This is a genomic window from Chryseobacterium sp. (assembly GCF_022869225.1).
Lineage (GTDB): Bacteria > Bacteroidota > Bacteroidia > Flavobacteriales > Weeksellaceae > Chryseobacterium.
In genome coordinates this window covers 2,377,503-2,401,727 of the sequence record NZ_JALIHL010000001.1, presented here as the reverse complement: position 1 = coordinate 2,401,727, position 24,225 = coordinate 2,377,503, and the positions used below count along the sequence as shown (strand labels likewise).

General features: G+C 39.2%; 17 protein-coding genes and 1 pseudogene. 12 read left to right on the top strand and 6 right to left on the bottom strand.

All coding sequences use genetic code 11. From position 1 onward, the window contains the following. Window positions 1–331: 331 nt before the first annotated feature. From hemA to hemE, 4 genes are all read left to right on the top strand, one after another. Window positions 332–1,606 (top strand): glutamyl-tRNA reductase, encoded by a 1,275-nt coding sequence (gene hemA / locus MUW56_RS11265; protein WP_292013286.1) that lies wholly within the window; start codon window positions 332–334, stop codon window positions 1,604–1,606. Further along, complete coding sequence (hemC, locus tag MUW56_RS11260; RefSeq protein ID WP_292013285.1) at window positions 1,593–2,501, top strand: hydroxymethylbilane synthase; 909 nt, start codon at window positions 1,593–1,595, stop codon at window positions 2,499–2,501. The genes hemA and hemC overlap by 14 nt, the downstream gene beginning before the upstream one ends. 71 nt (window positions 2,502–2,572) lie before the next feature. Continuing rightward, entirely contained in the window at window positions 2,573–3,253 is a 681-nt protein-coding gene (locus MUW56_RS11255) for a uroporphyrinogen-III synthase (protein ID WP_292013284.1), read from the top strand. A 47-nt stretch (window positions 3,254–3,300) separates the two neighbouring features. Continuing rightward, window positions 3,301–4,332: a uroporphyrinogen decarboxylase gene (gene hemE / locus MUW56_RS11250; protein ID WP_292013283.1), complete on the top strand. Its 1,032-nt coding sequence runs from the start codon at window positions 3,301–3,303 to the stop codon at window positions 4,330–4,332. A gap of 91 nt (window positions 4,333–4,423) precedes the next feature. On the opposite strand, the gene MUW56_RS11245 is transcribed toward hemE, so the two are convergent. The 5 genes from MUW56_RS11245 to MUW56_RS11225 all read right to left on the bottom strand — a co-directional run bounded on the left by MUW56_RS11245 (window position 4,424) and on the right by MUW56_RS11225 (window position 10,456). Continuing rightward, on the bottom strand, window positions 4,424–5,644 hold the full coding sequence (locus MUW56_RS11245) for a cysteine desulfurase (protein ID WP_292013282.1): 1,221 nt from the start codon (window positions 5,642–5,644) through the stop codon (window positions 4,424–4,426). A 281-nt stretch (window positions 5,645–5,925) separates the two neighbouring features. Beyond that, window positions 5,926–6,570 (bottom strand): 50S ribosomal protein L25/general stress protein Ctc, encoded by a 645-nt coding sequence (locus MUW56_RS11240; protein WP_292013281.1) that lies wholly within the window; start codon window positions 6,568–6,570, stop codon window positions 5,926–5,928. Window positions 6,571–6,626: 56 nt separating this feature from the next. After that, window positions 6,627–7,565 (bottom strand): ribose-phosphate pyrophosphokinase, encoded by a 939-nt coding sequence (locus tag MUW56_RS11235; RefSeq protein WP_292013280.1) that lies wholly within the window; start codon window positions 7,563–7,565, stop codon window positions 6,627–6,629. A gap of 85 nt (window positions 7,566–7,650) precedes the next feature. Next, window positions 7,651–9,207, bottom strand: a complete 1,557-nt coding sequence (locus MUW56_RS11230; RefSeq protein WP_292013279.1) for a G-D-S-L family lipolytic protein — start codon at window positions 9,205–9,207, stop codon at window positions 7,651–7,653. A gap of 10 nt (window positions 9,208–9,217) precedes the next feature. Then, window positions 9,218–10,456, bottom strand: a complete 1,239-nt coding sequence (locus MUW56_RS11225) for an OmpP1/FadL family transporter (protein ID WP_292013278.1) — start codon at window positions 10,454–10,456, stop codon at window positions 9,218–9,220. Window positions 10,457–10,734: 278 nt separating this feature from the next. On the opposite strand from MUW56_RS11225, the gene MUW56_RS11220 reads away from it, so the two are divergent. From MUW56_RS11220 to MUW56_RS11195, 6 genes are all read left to right on the top strand, one after another. Next, entirely contained in the window at window positions 10,735–12,123 is a 1,389-nt protein-coding gene (locus MUW56_RS11220; RefSeq protein WP_292013277.1) for a regulatory iron-sulfur-containing complex subunit RicT, read from the top strand. Continuing rightward, the gene (locus tag MUW56_RS11215; RefSeq protein WP_292013276.1) at window positions 12,116–12,580 is read left to right on the top strand and encodes a gliding motility lipoprotein GldH; all 465 of its coding nucleotides are present in this window, start codon (window positions 12,116–12,118) and stop codon (window positions 12,578–12,580) included. The genes MUW56_RS11220 and MUW56_RS11215 overlap by 8 nt, the downstream gene beginning before the upstream one ends. A gap of 6 nt (window positions 12,581–12,586) precedes the next feature. After that, a complete protein-coding gene (locus MUW56_RS11210; protein ID WP_292013275.1) occupies window positions 12,587–14,965 on the top strand; it encodes a transglycosylase domain-containing protein in 2,379 nt (792 codons plus the stop codon). 75 nt (window positions 14,966–15,040) lie between these two features. Then, the gene (locus tag MUW56_RS11205; protein WP_292013274.1) at window positions 15,041–16,591 is read left to right on the top strand and encodes a protein adenylyltransferase SelO family protein; all 1,551 of its coding nucleotides are present in this window, start codon (window positions 15,041–15,043) and stop codon (window positions 16,589–16,591) included. An 83-nt stretch (window positions 16,592–16,674) separates the two neighbouring features. Then, window positions 16,675–17,631, top strand: coding sequence for a choice-of-anchor J domain-containing protein (locus MUW56_RS11200; protein ID WP_292013273.1), 957 nt, complete (start codon window positions 16,675–16,677; stop codon window positions 17,629–17,631). Between the two features lie 74 nt (window positions 17,632–17,705). Next, entirely contained in the window at window positions 17,706–18,983 is a 1,278-nt protein-coding gene (locus MUW56_RS11195) for a DUF6080 domain-containing protein (protein WP_292013272.1), read from the top strand. A 47-nt stretch (window positions 18,984–19,030) separates the two neighbouring features. On the opposite strand, the gene MUW56_RS11190 is transcribed toward MUW56_RS11195, so the two are convergent. After that, a complete protein-coding gene (locus MUW56_RS11190) occupies window positions 19,031–19,588 on the bottom strand; it encodes an SPOR domain-containing protein (protein WP_292013271.1) in 558 nt (185 codons plus the stop codon). A 184-nt stretch (window positions 19,589–19,772) separates the two neighbouring features. Between MUW56_RS11190 and MUW56_RS11185 the strand changes: the two are divergent. After that, a pseudogene (locus MUW56_RS11185) lies at window positions 19,773–21,130 on the top strand (c-type cytochrome). A gap of 23 nt (window positions 21,131–21,153) precedes the next feature. Beyond that, complete coding sequence (locus tag MUW56_RS11180) at window positions 21,154–24,216, top strand: TAT-variant-translocated molybdopterin oxidoreductase (protein ID WP_292013270.1); 3,063 nt, start codon at window positions 21,154–21,156, stop codon at window positions 24,214–24,216. Window positions 24,217–24,225: the final 9 nt, after the last annotated feature.

The following is a 24,225-nucleotide window of genomic DNA, read 5'->3' as shown; positions in this document are numbered from 1 at the left end:
TGAGTTAAACTAAAATTAACAGGGGAAATAAAGAGTCAAAAAGGTAAAATAGTGAAGAAAGCTGAGAAAGCAAATAAGACCGACGGCTAAGCAGAAGAATCTGTCCGTAAAAAATATCAGATATTCATTACAAACATCCCTCAGAACTTTTTAATTCAGCAATTTCCCTTTTACTTTCTTCGCTTTTTAAGTATTCTTCGCCGTTTCTGCCTCAACTTTAATTGCCGGCCTCAAGCATAATGTTGAACGCCCACTATAGTTTTTTACGATAATTATCATATACACTATCAGAGGCAGGTTAATTAAAAAAAACGTAAATTTGCGACTGCTTATGTTACAGTATTCCAACATTCATCAGACATCAAATTTTGCCGTGCTTTCCATAAGCTACGAAAAAGCTGATGTCGAAACGAGAGGAAAGTTTGCATTCTTTGATGAAAACATCAAAAACTTTGTTTCCCAGGTCCACCAGGAAAATCTGGGAGATGCTTTTGTGGTTTCCACCTGTAACAGAACCGAAATTTATACCACTTCGCCGAATTATCTTTTGGTTGCTGAAGAATATTGTAAAACAATCGGAGTACAGCTCACCGACTTCCTTCAGTTTGCCAATATCCTTACCAAAGAAGAGGCTTTAATTCATCTTTTCAGAGTAGCAGCCGGTCTTGAAAGCCAGATCATCGGAGATTTTGAAATCATCGGGCAGATCAAAAAAGCATATAGCCGCTTTAAAAGAGAAAGACAGAACTCTAACCCCTATCTGGAAAGAGCAATCAATGCGGCCATCCAGATCTCGAAAAGAATCAAAAACGAAACCGGTATTTCCAATGGAGCAGCTTCCGTTTCCTATGCTGCCGTTCACTATATCTTAAACAGCCAGAAGAGAATCAATGAAAAAAATATCCTTCTTTTGGGAGTGGGTGAAATCGGACAAAATACGGTGGAGAATCTGGTAAAGCATGTTTATCAGCCGAAAATTAAGATTGCCAACAGGACACAGGAGAAAGCTGAAAAGATTTCCCAGAAATATAATATTCCCCATGTTGATTATTCTGATTTTGACAAGGAATTAAAGAACACCGATATTCTTATCGTGGCAACAGGAGCAAAACATCCTATTATCAACCAGACTCATTTCCCGAACGGAAAAGAAACACTGGTGATTGATCTTTCCATTCCGCATAATGTGGAAAAGAACGTTACGGAAAATGAAAATGTAACCCTGATTGACGTTGATGAACTTTCAAAACAAATCCAGGAAACGATCCAGCAGCGGGAAAAAGAGATCCCAAAAGCGGAAAAGATCATCAAGGAACTGATGAAAGACTTCATCGAATGGGAGAAAAAAAGAAAATTAGCCCCTAATATTCATCATTTCAAAGCCGTTTTAAAGAACATGGAACGCAATGAAATGCATAATTTTTATAAAAAGAACAAATACATAAACATCACGGACATGGAACTTTCTGATAAAATGATCCAGAAAATCACCAACCGTTTTGCAAAATATATCATTGATAATCCTTTAAAAGCCGAAGAAATTAGTAAATTAATGCACGAAATATTAGTTGAACAACCAAACAACGAATTCAATGAAAAGCATTAGAATCGGAACGAGAAATTCCGCACTTGCACTTTGGCAGGCTAGAGAGGTTGCGAGGCACCTTCAGAACAACAATTATTTAACGGAGATTGTTCCTATCGTATCTTCTGGCGATAAAAACCTTAATCAACCGTTATATTCTTTAGGCATCACGGGGGTCTTTACAAGAGACCTTGATGTCGCATTACTGAATGACGAAATCGATATTGCCGTACATTCTTTGAAAGATGTCCCTACACAGCTCCCTCAAAATATTGAGATCGTTGCCTGTCTGGAGAGAGATTATCCCCAGGACATTCTGATCCGAAAAGAGTCTGCGAGGAATAAAGAATTCCATGAACTGAAACTGGCAACGAGCAGTTTGAGAAGAAGAGCATTTTGGCTAAGACATTACCCGGCAACAGAATTCTCAGATATTCGTGGAAATATCCAGACCCGTCTTCAAAAACTTGAAGATGGCAGCTTTGATGCAACTCTTCTTTCTCTGGCCGGAATTAAAAGAATGAAAATGGAAATCGATTACGAGATGCTTCCATTAATGATTCCAGCACCATCACAAGGTGTTATCGCAGTAGCCGGACATTCCGGTAAACCTGAGATCAATGAAATACTACACCAGATCAGCCACAAGGCAACTCAAATCTGTGTAGAGATTGAAAGAAACTTCTTAAGCACTTTGGAAGGAGGCTGTACAGCCCCTATCGGAGCCTTTGCAGAAATCATCGGCGACCAGATCCGCTTTAAAGCAGCGCTTTGCTCTTTGGATGGTAAAAACTGTATTGCCGTAGATGAAAACTTTGAGTACAATTCAACAGAGAATTTTGGAGAAAAGTATGCCAAGGCAGTTCTTGAAAACGGTGGAAAAGAATTAATGGCTGAAATCAAAAGCCAGATCTAATATTGTTTTAGATTTTCCATTCAACATTCAACACTCATCAATTTTTCCTTTTCAGTTTTAAATTTAAAGACATGAAAATCTTATTTACCAAAAATATAGACCAGACGATTATATCCAAAGAATTAGGAGAGCATGTTTCGGCTGACTGTGTTGAGGTAATTAAGACCCAGCCTATCATGATCAGTCCGTTTGATCTGAAAAACTATTCATTGATTTTCACCAGTGTGAACGGAGTGATTTCATTTTTTAAAAACCGCTTCCGGCCCAACGAGGATTTTACTGCAAAAAATTACAATAAAATCTACTGTGTGGGCGAAAAGACTAAAAAGGCATTGAGAAAGCACGGATTCGGAACTTTTAAAGTAGTAAAGAATGCAGAGATGCTGTCCAGGTTTATCATTGGCAAATGCCAGCATGAGCAATTCCTTCACTTCTGCGGCAATCTTGCCATTAATGTTTTGGACAAGGACCTTCCTTTACAAAACATTAAATATAAAAAGGTTACTGTTTATAATACCGAGGAAACCCATCCTTTAATAACTGAAAAATATCATGCTGCAGTATTTTTTAGTCCGAGCGGAGTTCGTAGTTTTGCAAAGCAAAATTCCCTGGAAGGGATGAAGCTGTTTTCGATTGGCGAAACCACTTCCGGTGAATTGAGAAATTATACCAAAGAAAAAATCTTTACTTCTGAAGACAATAATCTGATCTCTATCTTTGACCTGATAAGAAGAGAAACCGGGAGTAAATAAAATAGCTGTTACCGAAACTTTGGCGGTACTATTAGTTTAAATAGATTATGATTAAAAACGACCTATATTTAAAAGCACTTCGCGGAGAAACCGTTGAAAGACCTCCTGTCTGGATGATGAGGCAGGCTGGAAGATATCTGCCGGAATTCATTGCTCTGAGAGACCAATATGATTTCTTTACAAGATGCCAGACCCCTGAACTTGCTGCGGAAATTACAATACAGCCTATCCGCAGATTTCCTTTGGATGCTGCGATTCTGTTTTCTGATATCCTGGTAGTACCTCAAGCGATGGGAATTGACTTCAAAATGAAGGAATCTGTAGGCCCGTGGCTGGACACTCCGATCAGAACAATGGAACAGGTTCAGAATATTGAGACGCCGGATGTGAACGATGCTTTAGGATACGTTTTTGATGCGATTGAACTGACTCTTCAAAAGCTGGATAATGAAATTCCTCTGATCGGTTTTGCAGGTTCTCCATGGACGATCCTTTGTTACTGTGTAGAAGGAAAGGGAAGCAAAGCTTTCGATATTGCAAAGTCATTCTGTTTCCAGCAGCCTGAGGCTGCTCATTTACTCCTTCAGAAGATCACAGATACTACAATTGCCTATTTAAAGAGAAAGGTAGAAAAAGGAGTTTCTGCCGTACAGGTATTTGACTCATGGGGCGGAATGCTTTCCCCTGCTGATTACCAGGAATTCTCATGGCAGTACATCAACCAGATCGTGGAAGCCCTAAGTCCTCTTACCCATGTGGTCGTATTCGGAAAAGGTTGCTGGTTTGCATTGGAAGATATGACTATGTCTAAAGCTTCTGCTCTTGGTGTCGACTGGACTATCAAGCCGGAATTCGCAAGAACGTTAACCAATCATACCATGACGTTACAGGGAAATTTTGATCCCGCAAGGCTTCACTCAACTCCTGAAACCATCAAGAAAATGGTCACTGAGATGATCAACCGTTTCGGAAAAGACAGATACATTGCCAATCTTGGGCACGGTATTTTACCCAACATCCCTGTAGAAAATGCAGAAGCATTCATCAGAGCTGTAGTCGACTGGAAGCCTAATCTTTAAAAACAACTATGGAACCTGATCCATAAGTGTATCTTATAATAAAAGCCCTGCCATTTACTGACAGGGCTTTTTTATGATGTATTTATTAATTCTAACTCAGCATTCGCTGCGCTTTTTTAACTCCTTCTACCAGGATATCGATTTCCTGGAAAGTGTTGTACACCGCGAAGCTCGCTCTTACAGTTCCTGCGATATTAAAAAAGTTCATAATAGGTTGTGTACAGTGATGCCCCGTTCTTACAGCAATTCCCATTTTATCAAGGATCATCCCTACATCAGAAGAAATCCCTACGCCTTCCAAGTTAAAAGAAACAACACCTGTTCTCTTTGCTTTTTCACCGTAGATTTTAAGGCCTTCTATTTCTAAAAGCTGTCTCTGGGCATATTCAAGCAGCGCATTTTCGTGGTTTTGAATATTTCCGTGCCCTATCCTGTTCATAAAATCAACAGCAGCGCCCAGCGCAATATTTCCACCCACGTTAGGGGTTCCGGCTTCATATTTAAACGGCAATCCTGCATATGTAGTTCCTTCAAAAGAACAGGTAGCAATCATCTCTCCTCCTCCATGAAATGGCGGCAAAGCTTCCAGTACTTCGCGTTTCCCATATAAAATACCGGTTCCCATTGGAGCATACATTTTATGCCCCGAAAACACAAAGAAATCACAATCCATCTTCTGAACATCGATATTGAAATGTGGAGCAGACTGAGCTCCATCAATCACAATGTAAGCATCCGTATTCTTTCTCGTTTTTGCAATAATTTCGTCCACAGGATTCACGATTCCCAAGGCATTGGATACCTGATTGACAGAAACCACCTTTGTTTTTTCGCTCAAGAGCTGATCAAACTGATCCATCTGAAGAATCCCATTTTCATCAATAGGGATAATACGAAGCTTTGCTCCGGTTCTTTCACAAAGCATCTGCCAGGGCACAATGTTGGAATGGTGTTCAAGGTATGAAATAATGATCTCATCATCTTTTTTCAATTTTTGGGTCAAAATATAGGCGATGAGGTTCAATCCTTCCGTTGTACCTTTGGTAAATATAACTTCAAAATCATGTTCAGCATTAATGAATTTCTGGATTTTTCTTCTGGAAAGCTCCATTTCCTCTGTTGCCAATTGGCTCAGTGTATGAATTCCTCTGTGAACATTAGCATTAAGTTCGGTATAATATGTGTGACAGACTTCTAAAACCGAATTTGGCTTTTGAGAGGTAGCAGCATTATCCAAATACACCAGCGGCTTACCATTTACTTCCCTGTCCAATATAGAAAACTGGCTTCTTATTTCCTGAATGTCAAACATTTATTTATATTTTAAATTAAAACGTTCTTATTTAGAACTCTTCAAATTTACGGCTTTTTTTTCGAAAGGAAGCATTTGGTTGAGCGCTGATCTTTGTCAGTTGATAGAAATATTCAATAGCCTATAGCGGAAAAAACTGATAAGCCGTATAAGGAAAATAGTAAAATCGCGAAAGGGCAGAAGGACAAAGAAAGCTGAGCTCCTTAACCCTCTTTTCCGCACAGCACAAATAAAAAAACCCGCCAAAATGACGGGTCTTATATTGTTTAAATAAGCAATTCTTATTCTGCTGCAGCTTCTTCTGCTGCCGGAGCTGCTCCTTCTTCAGTTGCAACTTCTTCTTCATCTTCATCATCCATTGCAGCTGCACCACCTTTCATTGCATTTCTAGACATCTTAACAGCAACTACTACTGCGTTGTCAGGGTGCATGAAAGTATATCCTTCTGCTTTGATACCACCGATGTAAAGTTTGTTACCAATTCTTAATGGAGTAACGTCTACAACGATTTCATCCGGTAAGTTAGCAGGGATTGCTTTTACTTTTAGCTTTCTGAAAGACTGACGTAAAACACCACCAGCTACAACACCTTTCGAACGTCCAGTAATTCTTACAGGAACCTCCATGATCACTGGCTTATCGTCAGCTAATTGATAGAAGTCTGCATGAAGAATTTTGTCAGTAATCGGGTGAAACTGAATATCCTGAAGAACAGCTGGAATTGTTTGACCATCAACTTCAATAGATACCGTGTGTGCTTCAGGAGTGTACACTAAACCTTTGAAAGCTTTCTCTTCAGCAGAGAAGTTCAATGGCGCACCACCTCCGTAAACAACACAAGGAACTAATTCAGCATCACGTAAAGCTTTTGTAGACTTTTTGCCCACGCTTTCTCTTTTTGTACCTTGAATTGTAATAGATTTCATTTATAAAAAATTTAAAAAATTATTGTAAGTTTAATTTGCAAACAGCTGAAAATCAATTAAATAATAAACTTACTGCTAATTGATCTGTGCTCATGAACCATAGTCATAACGTCCGCAAATAATGGGGCGCAAGATAGCACTTTTATTTTGGATGACAAATTATTTTTAACAGGAATTGAGTCAGTTACAATAACTTCCAGAAGTTTTGAGTTTTCAATATTCTCATAAGCCTTTCCTGAAAGGACCCCGTGAGTAGCCATAGCTCTTACAGTTTTTGCCCCTTTCTCCATTAAAATATCTGCAGCTTTACAAAGCGTTCCTGCGGTATCAATCATATCATCAATAAGGATAACATTTTTACCCACTACGTCACCGATAAGGAACATTTCTTCTACAACGTTTGCCTTTTTTCTTTCTTTGTATGCAATAACTACTTCCGCACCAAGATGCCCTGCGTAGTTTTTAGCTCTTTTTGCACCTCCCATATCCGGAGAAGCAATCGTAAGACTATCAAGATTCAGAGATCTGATATAATCTACGAAAATAGAAGATGCATATAAATGATCTACCGGAATTTCGAAGAATCCTTGAATCTGATCTGCGTGAAGATCCATTGTCATTACTCTTGTTGCTCCTGCTGCAGTAAGAAGGTTAGCAACTAACTTAGCCCCGATTGGAGCTCTTGGCTTGTCTTTTCTGTCTTGTCTTGCAAGTCCAAAATAAGGAATTACGACAGTAATACTTTTTGCAGAAGCTCTTTTCGCTGCATCAATCATTAAGAGAAGCTCTAAAAGATTGTCTGCAGGTGGGAACGTAGATCCGATTAGGAAAACCCTTCCTCCTCTTACAGATTCATCCAGAACAGGCTCAAATTCACCATCACTGAACTCCTGAAAATTGATTTTTCCTAATTCTTTCCCATAATGCTGGGCAATTTTTTCTGCCAAGTCCCTGCTGGTTCTTGTACAAAATAGATAACTTAACTGATCGGCCATTTTTACTTTTTAAAAGATTTTGCAAATTTAAAAAAAAACCACAAGAATAACTCCTGTGGTTTCTAAGTTTTTATTTTATCAACAATTATGGGAATTTAACCCCGGAATATTTGTTCGGATCAACCTGCGGAAGAGACGAATTATAACCGGCATTAATTGCCTTTATAAATTCGTTGGCAATAATACCATATCCTCTACCGGTCAAATGCACTCCATCTAATGAGAATGCTCCTCCTGTCACAAACTTAGCCGTGTACTTCACCCCATCCCAAGAGATGCCGGATTGTCCCGCCAGAGTTTTCATTTTAGCATTGGCATCTACAAAAGCATATCCTTTATTAGCAGCCGCAGTTTTAATCGTTACATTATACGCATCAATAGCCGCGTTCACCTCAGTAACTTCAGTTGATGTCAGTACATATTTATCTGCAAACGGATAAGCGATTCCTCTAGCGCCAAGGGATGCCGGTACTCCCGGAGGAAGCGTCTCAAGCTTACCAATCTCCGCTTTTGTTGTTAAAGGAACTAAATCACCTGATTTTGCCTGTCTGGCCTGCCCATAAGTAACTCCAAGATAGGGAGCCAAAGCCACTAATGTTGGATTCCCGGAAGCCGTCGCAGCCGCAATGATCTGTACTTTTAAATCGGCTAAGCTTTCATCTTTAATCAGCAATGGATTGGCTGCCGTTTTAGAAAGAGGTTTCATTCTGTCTCCGGCGCCTAATGCTGTTAAAATCTGGCTTAAAGGCCCGTATACATTGGCATTTAAATTATCAATAGTAGCATCTCCTACAGCAGTATTTCCACCTCCTAAGACAGCTGATGTCAAAGGATTGTAAGGTACTGTTGTCAAAGAAGGAACAGAGGTTACACTGGGTATATTGGCAATCACCCCTTTAGCATTTGTACTTGCAATCTGATCGATCAATGCATTGTAATACTGCGCAAACTGAGCAGGAGGGGTAAGAGGTTCAATGGTACCGTCTCCTCCAGCCAAAGCATATAATAATGCATCGTTATTCCCGATCCATAAAGAGAAAAACGTAGGATTTTGTTTTTTAAAATCAGCAATCACTGAAGTATTGGGGTCTGAAGCAAATCTCACGAAATAAGGGTTTGCAGTCTTTACGGCCACTCCTGCTACGTTTCCATACCCTGGTGCTAATAAATGCGCCACCCTTGCTCCCGGCACTCCTAAATTATTAAAAGGTCCTGCCAACACAGTATTGACTACTGTTGTTGCCACATTATTATTAGCATTCCTGATATCAGGATTACCATCTACAAAAGCATTAATATAAAGCTTTGTATTGGCGATCTGCATAGTGGTAGTAGGCGAAGTGGCAAGAAGAAGCCCTCCGTTGTTATCTGCCATTAAAGGCTGTTTGAAATCTCCTCCTCCCACGAGCTTCATCTGCTGAGCAATCATTGATGGATAAGACTCATTTTGTCCGTCTATATAAAGAGCCCCGTCTCTATAACCTGAGGTTAAAGAGTTTCCTAAGGCTACATATCTTGTAAAGTCTGCACTTCCTTTCGTTACCGGAATATCTTTCACATCAGTATCGAAATCATTTTTACAGCTTGTTGCAGTAAAAAGAAGTGCCGAAACAGCAATCGTCGATATTATAATTTTTTTCATAGTCTTTTAATTAAAAAGCATTATACGATAAACCTAGACCGAAATAGAACGCTTTGGCTTTTGCCTGTCCGTAGAATCCAAGATTAGCATTGTTCACGTTTCTGTATTGAGGCATTGCATACCCTCCTGCAACGTCAACTCCAAATTGTTTAAATTTAAACCCTAGCCCACCGGTAACCACATAGGTGTTGAATGACGGTGTTTCCGGAATAAAGTTTTCATTGGTGTAAGGAGATTCATCGTAATAAGCTCCCAAACGCCCATAAATCATATTATTGAACGCATACTGAGTACCCAGTCTGAATGTTTTTGAATTTCTAAAGTTCTTAGGACTTACAAGAACGGTAGGATCTGCCTGGTTTCCAACTGGAGCCGTTGCGAAATCCAATACCAGCTTACTGTATCTTTCCCATCCGTGATAGTTAAAGTCTGCAGAAACCTGCCATTTTGGAGTTACCTTATAGGTTAAACCGATTGTATATTCTTCAACCAAAGGAAGTGTCGCTGTAAATTTATCCTGTCCTGTCGCCGGATCCAGCCCCAATAACGGGTAAATAGATTTGGAAGGGAAATTAAAGGTAGCCGTTCCGTTTTTAGCTTTCATATCTACCGGAGAGCGGTAAGCAATACTCACATCCAATTTCGGATCTGGCCTGAAATAGAACCCGAATCCGTAACCATGTCCGCTTGCTTTTTCGTCATTGATATTAAGCTGACCTCCGAATTGTGTTACTGCTTTATCCCAGTCCACTTTTCCTTTGGCATAGATATAACTTGCCCCAAATGATACCCAAGGAGCCAATTTCACAGAAACCATAGGCTGGAAATAGAAACTCTTCAGTTCTAATTTTTGGACCATTTCCTTACCTTCCCAGTTTTCAGGCCATTGTATTGTACTTCCAAAAGGAGTCGAGAAACTGAAACCTACGGATAGGTTTTCTATTGGTTTATAAGTAATCGCTGCATAGATCGGCGTTCCTAGGGGATTATCCGTTTCTGTGCTCTGTAAAGTATTTAAGTTTTGAAAAGTAACTTTATTACTTGCACCAAACCCTCCTGCCACTACACTCAGTTTGGAAGGAATAAATGACATACCCGCCGGGTTGAAGAATGTCACACTTGCGTCTTCGGCATGAGCACTAGTATGCGCCATTGCCAATTGTTTTACCCCCTGCAGAGAAACTCTGAAGCCTCCTGCGTAAGATAGAACACCCGCCAATAAAGCAGTTGATACTAATATTTTTTTCATAGACTATTATTATATAACCCAAATATAAAATTATTTTAGATACGTCTGTTAATATTTCCCAACATTTTAAACAATATACAAAAAGAAAACTATGTTTAAAATAGCAGTTAGGTTAAAATTAAACACAAAACTATTGTTTTTAAAGACTTAAGGCAGATAAAAAATAATTACAGAGGCTTTGTTTAACCTTAAACAATCGCGTTCTCGAATATTTGAATATTTTAGAATCGCATAAAGATAAATTTACATAAATTTGCAAGATTATAAATAATAGTAATATGAGTTGTGGATGCAAAACATCCGGCGATTCTGCACATTCTTGCGGTCCTAAGAAGACTGCAACTGGCTGTGAAAATGTAAATACCTGCGGGAATAGTTATAAATTAAGTGTTTTTGACTGGCTTTCTAACATCAACAATCCGGCACCTAACAGGTGTGACTTTGTAGAAGTTAGGTTTAAAAATGACAGAAAATCTTTTTATAAGAATGTAAATAATATCCCTTTACATATAGGCAGTGTAGTTACGGTAGAATCAAGTCCCGGACACGATGTAGGCGTAGTAAGCCTTACTGGAGAATTAGTAAAGATTCAGATGAAAAAGAAAAAAACCTCTGAAGAATCTGTACTAAAAATATATAGACAGGCCAACCAAAAAGACCTTGAGGTATGGCAGGAAGCAAGAAAAAAAGAAGAGAGCGTAAAGCTGGAAGCAAGAAAAATTGCTCAAAGAATAGGTCTTGAAATGAAAGTGACTGATGTAGAATATCAGGGTGATGCTTCAAAAATCACATTTTATTATACCGCTGATAACCGGGTAGACTTCCGACAGCTGATCAAAGATTATGCTGGAGCTTTCAGAACCAAGATCGACATGAAGCAGATCGGATTCAGACAGGAAGCTGCAAAAGTAGGCGGAATCGGGTCCTGCGGACGTGAACTTTGCTGTTCTACCTGGCTTACAGATTTCAGATCAGTGAATACCAATGTCGCAAGATACCAGCAGCTGAGTATCAATCCACAAAAACTGGCAGGCCAGTGTGGCAAGCTTAAATGCTGCCTTAATTATGAACTTGACAGTTATCTGGATGCATTAAGCAATTTTCCATCCTCTTCTACCACATTAGATACAGAAAAAGGAAGAGCATTCTGTATTAAAATAGATGTTTTCAAAAAGAAAATGTGGTTTGCTTATGTAGAAAACTCTATTGCCTGGTATGATTTTGATATTGATCTTGTAAAAAAATTAATTTCAAAAAATAAAAGAGGTGAAAAAACACTTCCGCTGGAAGATCTGAAGCAACCTGAACCTTCGCTTCAAACGATTGATCTGATCCAGGAGAACAATGTTGACCGCTTTGAAAAGAAAAACAGAGGGAACAGAAACAGAAACAACCAGAATAAGCAGAACAATAATCAGCAGGGACAGGGCCAGAAGAGAAACAGACCGGAAAAACAAGAAAGACCGGAAAGATCTGAAAGACCAGAAAAAGGCGAAAACCCAAATGCCCATTCCGGAAATCAGCCTAAACACCACCAAAAACCGCAGCAAAAAGCACCTGTGGAAAAAGTAGAGGCGAGCTCTGATTCTGAGAAAAAACCGCAAAACAACCCGAACAAGAAGAAATTTAAAAAGAAATATCCTCCAAAAAAAGATAAAAATGCGTAAAATTTTAGGATTATTTTCCCTGATTCTTTTCTTTAGCTGCAACTCTTCTTCAGGAGAAGATGTTATTATGAATTCTGTTGACAATAAGTGGAATAAGAAAAGTGAGCAAAAATTTAATCTTGAAATTTCAGATCCGCAGAATCCTAAAAATATTATATTTGTCCTAAGAAACAATAACAATTACCCTTACAGCAATATAAGGTTCATTGTTAATTTCACCAATCTCCAGAACAAAAAAAAGGAAACCGACACCTTGAATTATGTTCTGGCAAAACCAAACGGAGAATGGCTTGGTACAGGCTTTGGTGATACGAAAGAAACATTGTTTCAATATAAATTGAATTACAGATTTCCGGGAAAAGGAAAATATGAGATTGGCCTTACTCAGGCCATGAGAAATGACATCCTTCCTGGAATTGAGGATATCGGGGTAAAAATAGAAACGGCTAAACCGTAACCATAAATGGAAGAAAACAAAAAAAATACAGGAAATAAAGGGAAAACATTCCCTCTGCCTCCCAAAAAAAAGAAAGACACCTCCTGGAAAAAATGGGTCTCATTTATTTGGATTGGACTTATTGCGGTAGTTTTAGGAATTTCAGGGCTTTTCTTTGCTGTCTCCCAAGGGTTCCTTGGAGAAATGCCGGATGTAAAAGAACTTGAAAATCCGGACATCTTTGTCGCTTCTGAAATCATCTCTTCAGACGGAGTTACTTTAGGTAAGTTTGAAAAAGAAAAAACACAGCCTATTGTTTACAAAGATCTTCCCCCTTATCTTATTTACGCTTTACAGGCTAAAGAGGATGAACGTTTCAAAGAGCATTCAGGGATTGACCTGTACTCTATTGCCAGAGCAGTGGCTTACGGAGGAGGACGTGGAGGAGGTTCCACGATCACCCAGCAGCTGGCAAAGCTTCTTTTTACAGGAACAGCTTCTCAAAATAAAATAGAAAGAGCATTCCAGAAACTGAAAGAATGGGTAGTAGCAGTAAGTCTTGAAAAAAGATATACTAAAGAAGAAATCATCACTCTTTATTTCAATAAGTTTGATTTCCTTTTCAATGCTAACGGCGTTGAAATGGCTTCCAGGGTTTATTTCAACAAAAAAACTTCAGAACTTACCCTTCCTGAAGCCGCTACTTTTGTTGCCATGCTTGAAAATCCAAGAAAGAACAACCCATACAGATATCCTGAAAAAGCAAAGGAAAGAAGAAATGTAGTATTGGATCAGATGCAGAAAACGGGCTATATTGATGCCGCCACTTACGAAAAGGCAATCAATACTCCGGTAGAAGTAGACTTCCACCCTATTAAAAGCATTACTGACGGATATTCGGCTTATTACAAATTCTATCTGAGAAAAGAGATTGATAAGTATCTTGAAGGCTACGAAAAAGAAACGGGTAAAAAACTTAACCTATACAAAGACGGCTTAAAAATATATGTTACGCTTGATTCTAAAATGCAGAAATATGCAGAGGAATCCATTAAAGAGCATTTGACAGATCTTCAGAAAAGATTTGACGCCGAGCAGAGAGGAAGAAAAAACAGACCGTTCTACTACCTTACAGACAAACAGATCAATGACGTAATGCTTCAGGCCATGAAGAGAACAGGCAGATATAAACTGTTAAAAGCTGACGGTATGCCTGAAGACTCCATCATGATGGAATTCAAAAAACCGATCAAAACGTCACGATTTACGTGGAGTGGAGAAGAAGAGGTAGAAATGTCTCCTTGGGATTCTATCAGATACCACAAGCAGATCGCACAGGCCGGCTTAATGTCTATGGTTCCGGGTACCGGAGAGATCAAAGCATGGGTTGGCGGTATAGACTGGCAGCACTTCCAATATGACCATATCAAACAGGGTAAGAGACAGGTAGGATCCACATTTAAGCCTTTCGTATATGCTACTGCTATTATGAAACTGGGAATGACCCCTTGCTCAACCGTTTCCAACGGAACGTATGATCATAACGGATGGCACGTACCGGGAAGAGGAGGAATGCTTACTTTAAAAGATGCATTGGCACACTCTCAAAACCCTGTTGCTGCAAGACTTATTGAAATGACAGGAGTAGATGCTGTTATCCAGACGGCAAGAGATCTGGGAGTAACAGAAGATATTCCGAGAAACAATACCATTGCCTTAGGTTCATCAGATATTACCATTTATGAAATGTTAGGGGCTTACAGTACTTTTGCGAACTACGGAAACTACAATAAACCGGAAATGATCTGGAGAATTGAAGACGCCAACGGTAGAGTGATTAAAGAGGTTAATGTAGAGCCTAAAGAGGTCATGAATCCTTTATATGCCTACACGATGATCGAACTGATGAAAGGGGTTGCACAGTACGGAACAGCTTCTGGAGAACTGAGCAGAAGAGGAATTTCGAAAGCTGTTGAAATTGCTGCTAAAACAGGAACTACCCAGAACAACTCCGATGGTTGGTTTATGGGAATCACACCGAAATTGGCAACCGGAGCATGGGTTGGATGGGAAGACAGAGCGACTCACTTCTTTGGCACAGGTGAAGGTCAGGGTGCGAGAATGGCATTGCCAATATGGGCGATCTTCATGAAGAAAGTATGGGCAGATAAGAGTCTGGGAGTTACACCTGATGATAAATTCGTTAAACCTTCAGACTGGAAAGACGGATGTTCAAACCTTAAAAGCCTTGGAGGAGGATATGGAGATGATGGAAGCCTTCAGACGATTGACGAGATCAAAAATCCAAAACCTGCGGAGCCGGCTCCGAAGAAAACAACGGAAAAGAAAGAGGAAAACATTAATGAAAACCTTCATTCCAACGATGAGGTAGACTTTAATAAATAAATTCTCTTTTAGAGATACATAAGACCTTTCAATAATTTGGAAGGTCTTTTCTTTTATAATTAATACCTTTGATGAATGAATATCGAACGCATCAGACAGCCTTTTATCAAGAAATTTCCGGGTGACTTCTCTAATAATCCCATGCAGAGAAACACTCCTAAGGTTTTATTTGCCACCATCAGCCCTGCCGGTTTTGACCATCCAAGGCTGATTGCTTTCAACGGGGCCCTTTCTGAAGAAATAGGATTGGGAACATTTGAAGAAAAAGATCTGGATTTTTTGGTTGGAAATAACCTTCCTGAAAACATTCAGCCCTATGCCACAGCCTATGCAGGACATCAATTTGGAAACTGGGCAGGGCAACTTGGGGATGGAAGGGCTATCCTGGCAGGAGAGATCGAAAACAAGGACGGCAAAAAGACAGAGATCCAATGGAAAGGAGCGGGCGCCACACCCTATTCACGCCATGCAGACGGAAGGGCGGTATTAAGATCCTCTGTACGGGAATATCTAATGAGTGAAGCCATGTATCACCTGGGAGTCCCTACAACAAGAGCACTAAGCCTGGCCTTTACCGGGGAAGATGTCGTGCGTGATATGATGTACAACGGAAATCCCCAACTGGAAAAGGGAGCTGTTGTGATCAGGACAGCTGAAAGTTTTCTCCGTTTCGGCCATTTTGAACTGATGTCCGCCCAAAAGGAATATAAGAACCTGCAGGAGCTTGTTGATTTTACCCTTGAAAACTATTTCCCGGAAATTACTTCACCGGATACTCAAAAATATAAAGACTTCTTTAAAGAGGTCTGCACCCGTACCGCTAACTTAATCGTTGAATGGTTCAGAGTAGGATTTGTACACGGAGTTATGAATACTGATAATATGTCTATTTTAGGATTAACCATAGATTACGGCCCGTATTCTATGATGGATGAATATGATTTAAACTTCACCCCCAATACAACTGACCTTCCCGGAAGAAGATATGCCTTCGGAAAACAGGGCCAGATTTCCCAATGGAATCTTTGGCAGCTCGCCAATGCCCTGCACCCGTTAATTAAAGATGAAAAATTCCTGGAAGATACTTTAAATCATTTTGGAACTTATTTCTGGGAAACCCATGACAAAATGCTTTGCAAAAAATTCGGTTTTGATGAACTCCGAAAAGATGATGAAGAGTTTTTCACGAACTGGCAGGGACTCATGCAGGAATTACAGCTGGATTACACTTTGTTTTTTAACCAGCTGGAAAAAATAAATGCAGATCCATCAGCTATTGAGGCAACGGAAATTTTCAAAAATGTATCCTACATCCTTCTGAATGACCGTAAACTGAAAAAATTACAGGATTTCCTTCATCAGTATCAATCAAGGCTGGGTTTAAATCATTCTTCAAAAGAGGTTTCTTTACGAACCATGAAAAGCAACAACCCTAAATTCACTTTAAGAAATTATCTCCTCTACCAATGTATTGAAGAAATCAATGAAGGGAAGACGGCCCTGCTTGAAAAGCTGACCATCGCTTTAGAGAATCCTTATGAAGAAAGGTTTCCTGAATTTTCAGCCAAAAGACCCAATAGTTACGACGATATTACCGGATGTTCTACACTTTCATGCAGCTCCTAGTAAAAAGTTAATATTTTTCTTTATTTATTGAATATTCATTATCATATTGAAAATTTTCACTAATTTTAGAAAAAATATTTAACATGAAAAAAGCTATACTTTCTTTAGGCTTATTGTTGGGAACAATAGGCCATGCCCAAACCGTTTTAATAGATGAAGGTTTTGAATCTTACACGAATTTTGCGATTACAGGCTTCGGGAACTGGCTGACCCTTGACCTGGATGGACTGGGAACTTACTATGGCGGAGGCCCTGTAATCGGAGGTGAAACGTCTCCATCATGGACACCCAACTGGACGAATGTTGGAGATCCAATGGCTTTCCAGATCTTCAATCCTACAGCTTGTAATGTAACAAACAATCTTACTTCAACTGCAGCAGATGAAGAGGTAAGAAATTTCACGGCACACAGCGGTCAAAAATATGCGGCATCCTGGGCCGGATCCCCAACCGCTTCAGTAACGGCCAACAATGACTGGCTGATTTCCCCGGCAGTAACATTGGGAACCAATTCCAATACCCTTACATTCTGGGTGAAGGCGTTATCTCCTGATTATGTAGAAAGCTATAAGGTAGGCGTCTATGTAGGCAGTGCCAGCCCGATCTCCAGCTCCAACTTTACTATTATTTCCAGTGCGGCAGCCCTAACAGCTCCTTACGCCGGATGGCAGCAGGTTACTTTGAATCTGGATGCTTATGCAGGACAAACGGTAAGAATAGGCTTCCAGTACATGTCTGCAAACAAATATATGTTCATGCTGGATGATGTAAAGCTTACCGCTTCAGGTGTTCTGGCAACAAATGAAATCTCAAAGGCAAAAAATAAGGTAGCGCTTTATCCCAATCCTACGAAAGGAGAAGTCAATATCGCAACAGATAAAAAGGTAAAATCGACTTCCGTTTTTGATATGTCAGGTACAATGAGCCACACCACAGATTCCGGAAAAACAGATATTTCTGATCTTCCAAAAGGAACTTATTTGATGCGAATAGAGTTTACAGACGGAACTTTTGCTACTGAAAAAATCATCAAACAATAATCCCATTTACACAATATTGATAAAACCACCAGCTTTGGTGGTTTTTTATTTTACTTTTGCAAAAAGTTTGACCCGTGTCTTTTATCAAAACAAAATTCATTAATTTTCTAAGGCTCGTTTTCCCTTCCACTTATACCGAACTTGCCGTTTTCTTATTTTTTATCACCTGCTACGGAATTCTGGGCTCTTATATAGCGCTTCACTACCGGATCATCTTCGACAGCAGAATTCCATGGGATGCCTATTTCAGTTTTGACAACAAATCTATCCTGATGACAGGTGGAAGTTTTGAAAGACACCCTCTATCCTATTATTTTTTCAATGGAATCAGAGAGTTCTGCCTGTTCATTTCGGGAGGTAAAACGGATGCTTCCTTCAGACTTACACTGGCATGGCTCAGCAACATCATGATCTCTTTAAATATCATCCAGGTTTTTAAATACCTGAAAAACATCATCAGGCTCCCGCTGTCATTAACTATTCTGATCATCCTGTTTTTTGGAATCTTTGCCACCAATATCATTCTGTCATTCACTCCTGAAAACTTTACCTATACCCTCTTTTTACTGAGTTTATACAATTATTACGCTGCCCTGAAGTTAAGAACACAGGAAAAAATACCAGCAACAGCATTGTCACTTGCTGCCGTCACTATTGGAGGGCTTACCATTACCAATATTGTGAAAGTATTTATCCCGATATTCTTTGAGAAAAATCTTTTCAGGGATTGGAAAAAATTAGGAAATGCCCTTATAAGGGGAACAATTGCTATTATCTTCTATGCCTTGCTTTACCTGAACAGAATTGATTTCAAATACCAGAATATCTTTTCAAAAACCAATCAGCAGTATGAGAAATTTTCCAATGTAGAGTCTCTTCCGGCCTGGGATATGGTCCTTTCATTCTTTTTTGGCGGAAATATCTTATTTCCGGGCTTTATTACTTCAGACAAGCATAATATGAAAGGTTTTTCCTTTAAAGCCCTTTATATGGATGTTTATTCATCTGTATTTCCTTATCTGTTTGTCGCAGCCCTATTGATACTGATAAGTTGGAGTTATTGTAAAAATTTTAAAAATAAATGGGTCCAGGTCATTATGCTTTCATTCCTGGTTGACATTGTAATACACTGTGTGATGAGGTTTGGCCTTCACACTTCATACATCTATGGAGGACACTTTGTTTTTGTATATCCACTGCTGATAGGATGGCTTTTTTACGCTTACCGGTCATCCCCCAGAATACTATCACTTTTAACCCTTACAGTAGCTGTATTATTCGTCTACCTATCCACCAATAACTGGTTCAGAATGACAGAATTTTTCTCTTTCCTGGAATCTTACTACCAATAAAAAAAGCTGAGAAAATTTCTCAGCTTTTCTATTTTAATTTATCAATCTTATTTTGCCTCTGCACAGAAAATTCTGTATTGTACAGCAACTGCCGATTTGAAATATTCTCTGATTCTGGAAAGATCAGCAGCAGCACTTTGTTTGGTAAAATAACTTCCCGCCAAAATCTTATAATTCGGTCTTAAGGAAGCATCTGTTTCCACTTTCAGGTTCGGAAACCTTTTTCTGAAATAAGACTTCACCTCATTGGCTTCCTCATTGCTTTTTACTGTTGTGATCTGAATTTTATAGCCTAAAATTCTAGGATTTTTTTTACAAATTTCAGCATTGGTAAGTTCTCTGCTGGGAACATAAATTTTAGCCGGTTTTGTAATCCCTCCTGTAGAGATCCCGGTATCCATATTGTTATAATCTTTGGATGAATTATTCACTGCTACCTTTGAACATTTTCCTTCAATTCCCTCCAAAGCAGCACTAATTTTAGAATCCATTGTCATGACAAGCTCCGTTCCCGAAAGCGTGTCTTTTTTAACAACCAGCTGTGCTTCAATATTATAAAATCCAAATAATGATAATATCGAAAATATTTTGATTAGATTTCTCATTTAAACTTGTTTTCGCAAATTTATACAAATTAAAAAACTATACCAAACAGGTTATTTAGAATCAATACAAATTAACCTTAAATGACATTTTCCCCTTTTTATATACCGTTAAATTCCTGTTAAAAATATTATTTTTGCCGAATTGATTGAATGTTCAATAATTTACTAACATAAGATAATTTAAATGATTAGTTGGAGAAAGCATTATAAAAAAACGTTGATCGCAATAGGTTTATTGTTATCAACCAGTGCTTCATTTTACGGGCAAGACGGCGATCCTAAAAACGGAGAGAAACTTTTCAAAGCGAATTGTACTGCATGTCACGCGCTGGACAAACAGGTTGTTGGACCTCCATTAAAAGGGGTTGTAGAACGTGTAAAGACAGAAGGCGGTGTAGACAAAGATTGGCTTCACAAGTGGATCAAAGACAACAAAGCTTTAAGAGCTTCGGGGGACAAATACGCCAATGAGATTTTTGAAAAGTTTAATAAGACTGAAATGCAGGTCTTTCCAAATCTTACAGACAAGGATATAGACGACATTTTAGCTTTCACAACTAATCCTCCGGCTCCGGAAGAAAAAAAACCGGAAGCAACCCCTGCAACTGACGCTACTGCGGCAGCTCCTGCAGACAAAACTACTACAAACATTGTCATCATTTCCCTTTTAGCGATCGCAGGTTTATTAGTCTGGATCTTGGTAAAACTAAGACAGCTGGTAACACTTGGACAATCTGAAGAACTGGCAGGTCTTAATGAGACCAGAGTCCGTTCTTTCAAGGAAATGTATGAGAAGTTCCATTATGTTGGGAAAATAGCATTAACGATACTGGCTATTTTAGCAGCTTACGGAGTATGGAACTGGCTAATGTGGATCGGGGTTTACAAAGGGTACAAACCTGAGCAGCCTATCTACTTCTCTCACAAAATCCACGCTGGAGAACAGAAAATTGACTGTCAGTTATGCCACTCTAGTGCTAAATATGGAAAAGTCTCTGAGATTCCTTCTATGAACGTTTGTATGAACTGTCACAGAACAATTTCTGAGTACAACGCAGATCACTACATGGAGCCAGGAAAAGACAAGGCATTCTATGACGGAGAGATCCAGAAGATCTACGCTGCAACAGGTTGGGATCCTGCAAAACAACAGTACACAGGAAAAACTCAGCCGGTTGAATGGACAAGAATTCACAATATGCCAGATTTCGTGTACTTCAACCACTCTCAGCACGTAATAGCAGGTGAGCAGGCCATCATCAGTTCTTTCAACAAAAGAATCCTGATAACAAAATTGATGTTGTATGTAAAGCTTGCCACGGAAAAATTGACACAATGAATGTTGTTCAAATGGCTAATGACTTTACCATGGGATGGTGTATCGAGTGCCACAGAACTACTGAGGTTGATATGAACAACGGTTATAATAAAGAGTACTTCAAGAATCTACACGACAAGTTGAAAAAACAATATCCACAAGATGGAGGTAAGATCACTGTAGATGCAATTGGAGGTCTTGAGTGTGGTAAATGTCATTATTAATAACTAAAAAATTAGAAGTATAAATGGCTTCAAACAAAATACAATTCAGAAGTATTCATGAACTTAAAGATCCAGCTTTAAACAATAAGCTGGCTCAGAAAGAGTTTCAGGAAGAAATTCCGGTAGAAGATTTCCTTGGAGATGCTGAGAACAACGGATCAAGTACTTCAAGAAGAGATTTCCTGAAATTATTAGGATTCTCTACAGCAGCAGTAACATTAGCTGCCTGTGAAGCTCCGGTAATCAAAACGATTCCTTATGTGGTAAAGCCGCATGATATTATTCCGGGAATCCCTAATTATTACGCTTCAACATATTTTGACGGTTTCGACTTTGCTAGTGTTTTAGTAAAAACCCGTGAAGGGAGACCTATCAAAATAGAACCCAACCCAGCGGCTGGTGATTTAGGTAAAACTAATGCAAGAGCTCAGGCAAGTGTACTTTCTCTTTACGACAATGATAAAGTAAAACAGCCTAAACTGGATGGTAAAGACGAAACTTTCGATAAAGTGGACAGCTTCGTTCTTAAAGGGTTAGATGAAGCTAAGGCATCAGGTAAAAAGATCGTGTTATTATCACACTCTTTTGCTTCACCTACTTTTAAAAAGCTATTTGCGGAATTTAAGTCGAAATATCCTACAGCGGAATTGGTAACTTATGATGCTTTCCCTTATTCTGCGTCTTTAGATGCAGCTCAGGAAGTATTCGGACAAAGAGCATTACCGGTTTATGATCTTAAAGGTTCTGAACTCGTAGTTTCTTTCCAGGCTGATTTCTTAGGAGACTACAACGCGTCAAGCTTAGAAACATCTTACGCAGCAGCAAGAAAGCCAGGTCCAAACATGTTAAGACACATTCAGGTGGAGTCTAACATGTCATTAACCGGAGCTAACGCTGACTCAAGATACCGATTAAAGCCAAGTGCTGTAAACAAAACGTTAGTTGAGGTTTACAATGCAATCGTAGGAGGTGGTACTTCAGATAAGACCGCTGCTGAAATTGCTAATGAACTTAAGGCAAAAGGAAGCAAAGCTGTTGTTTTCGCTGACGGTTCTAAAGGAGCACAGGTTTTAGCACATTTAATCAACCAAAAATTAGGTTCAGTAGCTTTCACAGGTAAAGCCAACTTCCTAAAAGAATTTGATAAAGCAAGATACCAGGAATTCCTAGGATGGGTAAATGCAGGTCAGGTTGGCGTATTGATCGCAAACAATGTAGACCCTATCTACTCTCATCCAAAAGGTGAAGATTTCAAAAAATCTTTATCAAAAGTTCCTTACGTAATTGCTGTAGCTGATAAGAAAAATGAAATGTACAAGGCAGCGAAAGCTGTAATTCCGGTCGCTAACTGGTTAGAGTCTTGGGGAGATATCGAACCACAGACAGGAGTATATTCATTAATGCAGCCTACGATCCAGAAAATCTACAAATCAAGACAGATTGAAGAGTCTCTATTGGTTTGGAAAAATGGAAAAAACAATGCAGCCAATAACTACTACGATTATTTAAAAGCTAATGCAGCTTCTATCTTAGGTGGTACTTCTTTCAACAAAGCATTGTACAACGGTATCAATACTTCTTCTAACGCAGCAACATTATCTTATGCAGGAGGAAATGCTGCACAGGCAGTTGCAGAATTAGGAAACTTCAAAGCTTCTGAATTAGAATTAGTATTATACACCAAGACTTCAATGGGAGACGGAACTCAGGCAAACAACCCTTGGTTACAAGAATTACCTGATCCAATCACAAGAATGTCTTGGGATAACTACCTGACCATTTCTCCTAAAGATGCAGAAAAGTTTGCTATTGATAACGATCTTAATGCAAGAATGCAGTTAGATGGTTCTATTGTCAACCTTACTGTAAACGGAGTGACAATAAAAGATGTTCCTGTATTTGTTCAACCGGGTCAGGCAGAAGGATCTGTAGGTCTTGCGCTTGGTTATGGTAAAAAGAACTCAGGAGCTACTGCTGATACCGGAGTAAATGCTTACCCGTTATTTGATGGTTCAAACTTAGCTGTTTCAGGTGTTAAAATCGAGAAAACAGGAGAAGACCATGAGTTTGCAGGTATCCAGCTTCAGAATACATTAATGGGACGTTATGAGATCGCTAAAGAAGTTCCTTTGGCTGAATTCATCAATGTACCTTTCGATGACGAACATAAAGGATGGAATAAGCCTTTGGAATACCATACGATCAGCGGAGCTCTTCCGGCGAGAAAAATCGACCTTTGGGATGCTTTCGATGATACAGACGGTCCTCACTTCAACTTATCAATCGACTTGAACTCTTGTACGGGTTGTGGAGCATGTATCATTGCTTGTCAGGCAGAGAACAACGTTCCTGTAGTAGGTAAGGAGGAAGTAAGAATGTCCAGAGATATGTACTGGTTAAGAATTGACCGTTACTACTCTTCAAGACAGACTGTGGAAGTATATGAAGGATTAAAAGAAGGAATGGCTGTACCAGAATTATACGGTACTGCATTCAACAAAGAAGGAGGTGCATTAAACCACCCTGCTGATAATCCGGATGTCATCTTCCAACCGGTAATGTGTCAGCACTGTAACCACGCTCCTTGTGAAACTGTATGTCCGGTAGCGGCTACTTCACATGGTAAGCAAGGTCAAAACCATATGGCTTACAACAGATGTATCGGGACAAGATATTGTGCAAACAACTGTCCGTACAAAGTAAGACGTTTCAACTGGTTTACTTATAACCTAAATGACAAGTTCGATTTCAACATGAACAACGATTTAGGAAGAATGGTACTTAACCCGGATGTAGTTGTAAGAACTAGAGGGGTAATGGAGAAATGTTCAATGTGTATCCAAATGACTCAGAATACTATTCTTGAGGCTAAGAAAGAAGGAAGAAGGGTGAAGGATGGAGAATTCCAGACTGCTTGTTCTAAAGCTTGTTCTACTGGAGCAATGACATTTGGAGACATGAATGATAAAGATTCTTCAATTAGAGAGCAATATGCATCTAACAGAAGATATTATTTACTAGAGGAGATCGGAACAAAACCAAACGTGTTCTATCACACTAAAGTAAGAAACAGAGTAGAAAAATAAAGTTTAAAT

What these genes read in the sequence shown, in the direction of transcription:
- MUW56_RS11210 (WP_292013275.1), top strand. Translation starts at nt 12,587, where the DNA reads ATGGAAGAAAACAAAAAAAATACAGGAAATAAAGGGAAAACATTCCCT.
- MUW56_RS11235 (WP_292013280.1), bottom strand. Translation starts at nt 7,565, where the DNA reads ATGGCCGATCAGTTAAGTTATCTATTTTGTACAAGAACCAGCAGGGAC.
- MUW56_RS11190 (WP_292013271.1), bottom strand. Translation starts at nt 19,588, where the DNA reads ATGAGAAATCTAATCAAAATATTTTCGATATTATCATTATTTGGATTT.
- MUW56_RS11225 (WP_292013278.1), bottom strand. Translation starts at nt 10,456, where the DNA reads ATGAAAAAAATATTAGTATCAACTGCTTTATTGGCGGGTGTTCTATCT.
- MUW56_RS11205 (WP_292013274.1), top strand. Translation starts at nt 15,041, where the DNA reads ATGAATATCGAACGCATCAGACAGCCTTTTATCAAGAAATTTCCGGGT.
- MUW56_RS11200 (WP_292013273.1), top strand. Translation starts at nt 16,675, where the DNA reads ATGAAAAAAGCTATACTTTCTTTAGGCTTATTGTTGGGAACAATAGGC.
- MUW56_RS11215 (WP_292013276.1), top strand. Translation starts at nt 12,116, where the DNA reads ATGCGTAAAATTTTAGGATTATTTTCCCTGATTCTTTTCTTTAGCTGC.
- MUW56_RS11240 (WP_292013281.1), bottom strand. Translation starts at nt 6,570, where the DNA reads ATGAAATCTATTACAATTCAAGGTACAAAAAGAGAAAGCGTGGGCAAA.
- hemE (WP_292013283.1), top strand. Translation starts at nt 3,301, where the DNA reads ATGATTAAAAACGACCTATATTTAAAAGCACTTCGCGGAGAAACCGTT.
- MUW56_RS11255 (WP_292013284.1), top strand. Translation starts at nt 2,573, where the DNA reads ATGAAAATCTTATTTACCAAAAATATAGACCAGACGATTATATCCAAA.
- MUW56_RS11245 (WP_292013282.1), bottom strand. Translation starts at nt 5,644, where the DNA reads ATGTTTGACATTCAGGAAATAAGAAGCCAGTTTTCTATATTGGACAGG.
- hemA (WP_292013286.1), top strand. Translation starts at nt 332, where the DNA reads ATGTTACAGTATTCCAACATTCATCAGACATCAAATTTTGCCGTGCTT.
- MUW56_RS11180 (WP_292013270.1), top strand. Translation starts at nt 21,154, where the DNA reads ATGGCTTCAAACAAAATACAATTCAGAAGTATTCATGAACTTAAAGAT.
- MUW56_RS11220 (WP_292013277.1), top strand. Translation starts at nt 10,735, where the DNA reads ATGAGTTGTGGATGCAAAACATCCGGCGATTCTGCACATTCTTGCGGT.
- hemC (WP_292013285.1), top strand. Translation starts at nt 1,593, where the DNA reads ATGAAAAGCATTAGAATCGGAACGAGAAATTCCGCACTTGCACTTTGG.
- MUW56_RS11230 (WP_292013279.1), bottom strand. Translation starts at nt 9,207, where the DNA reads ATGAAAAAAATTATAATATCGACGATTGCTGTTTCGGCACTTCTTTTT.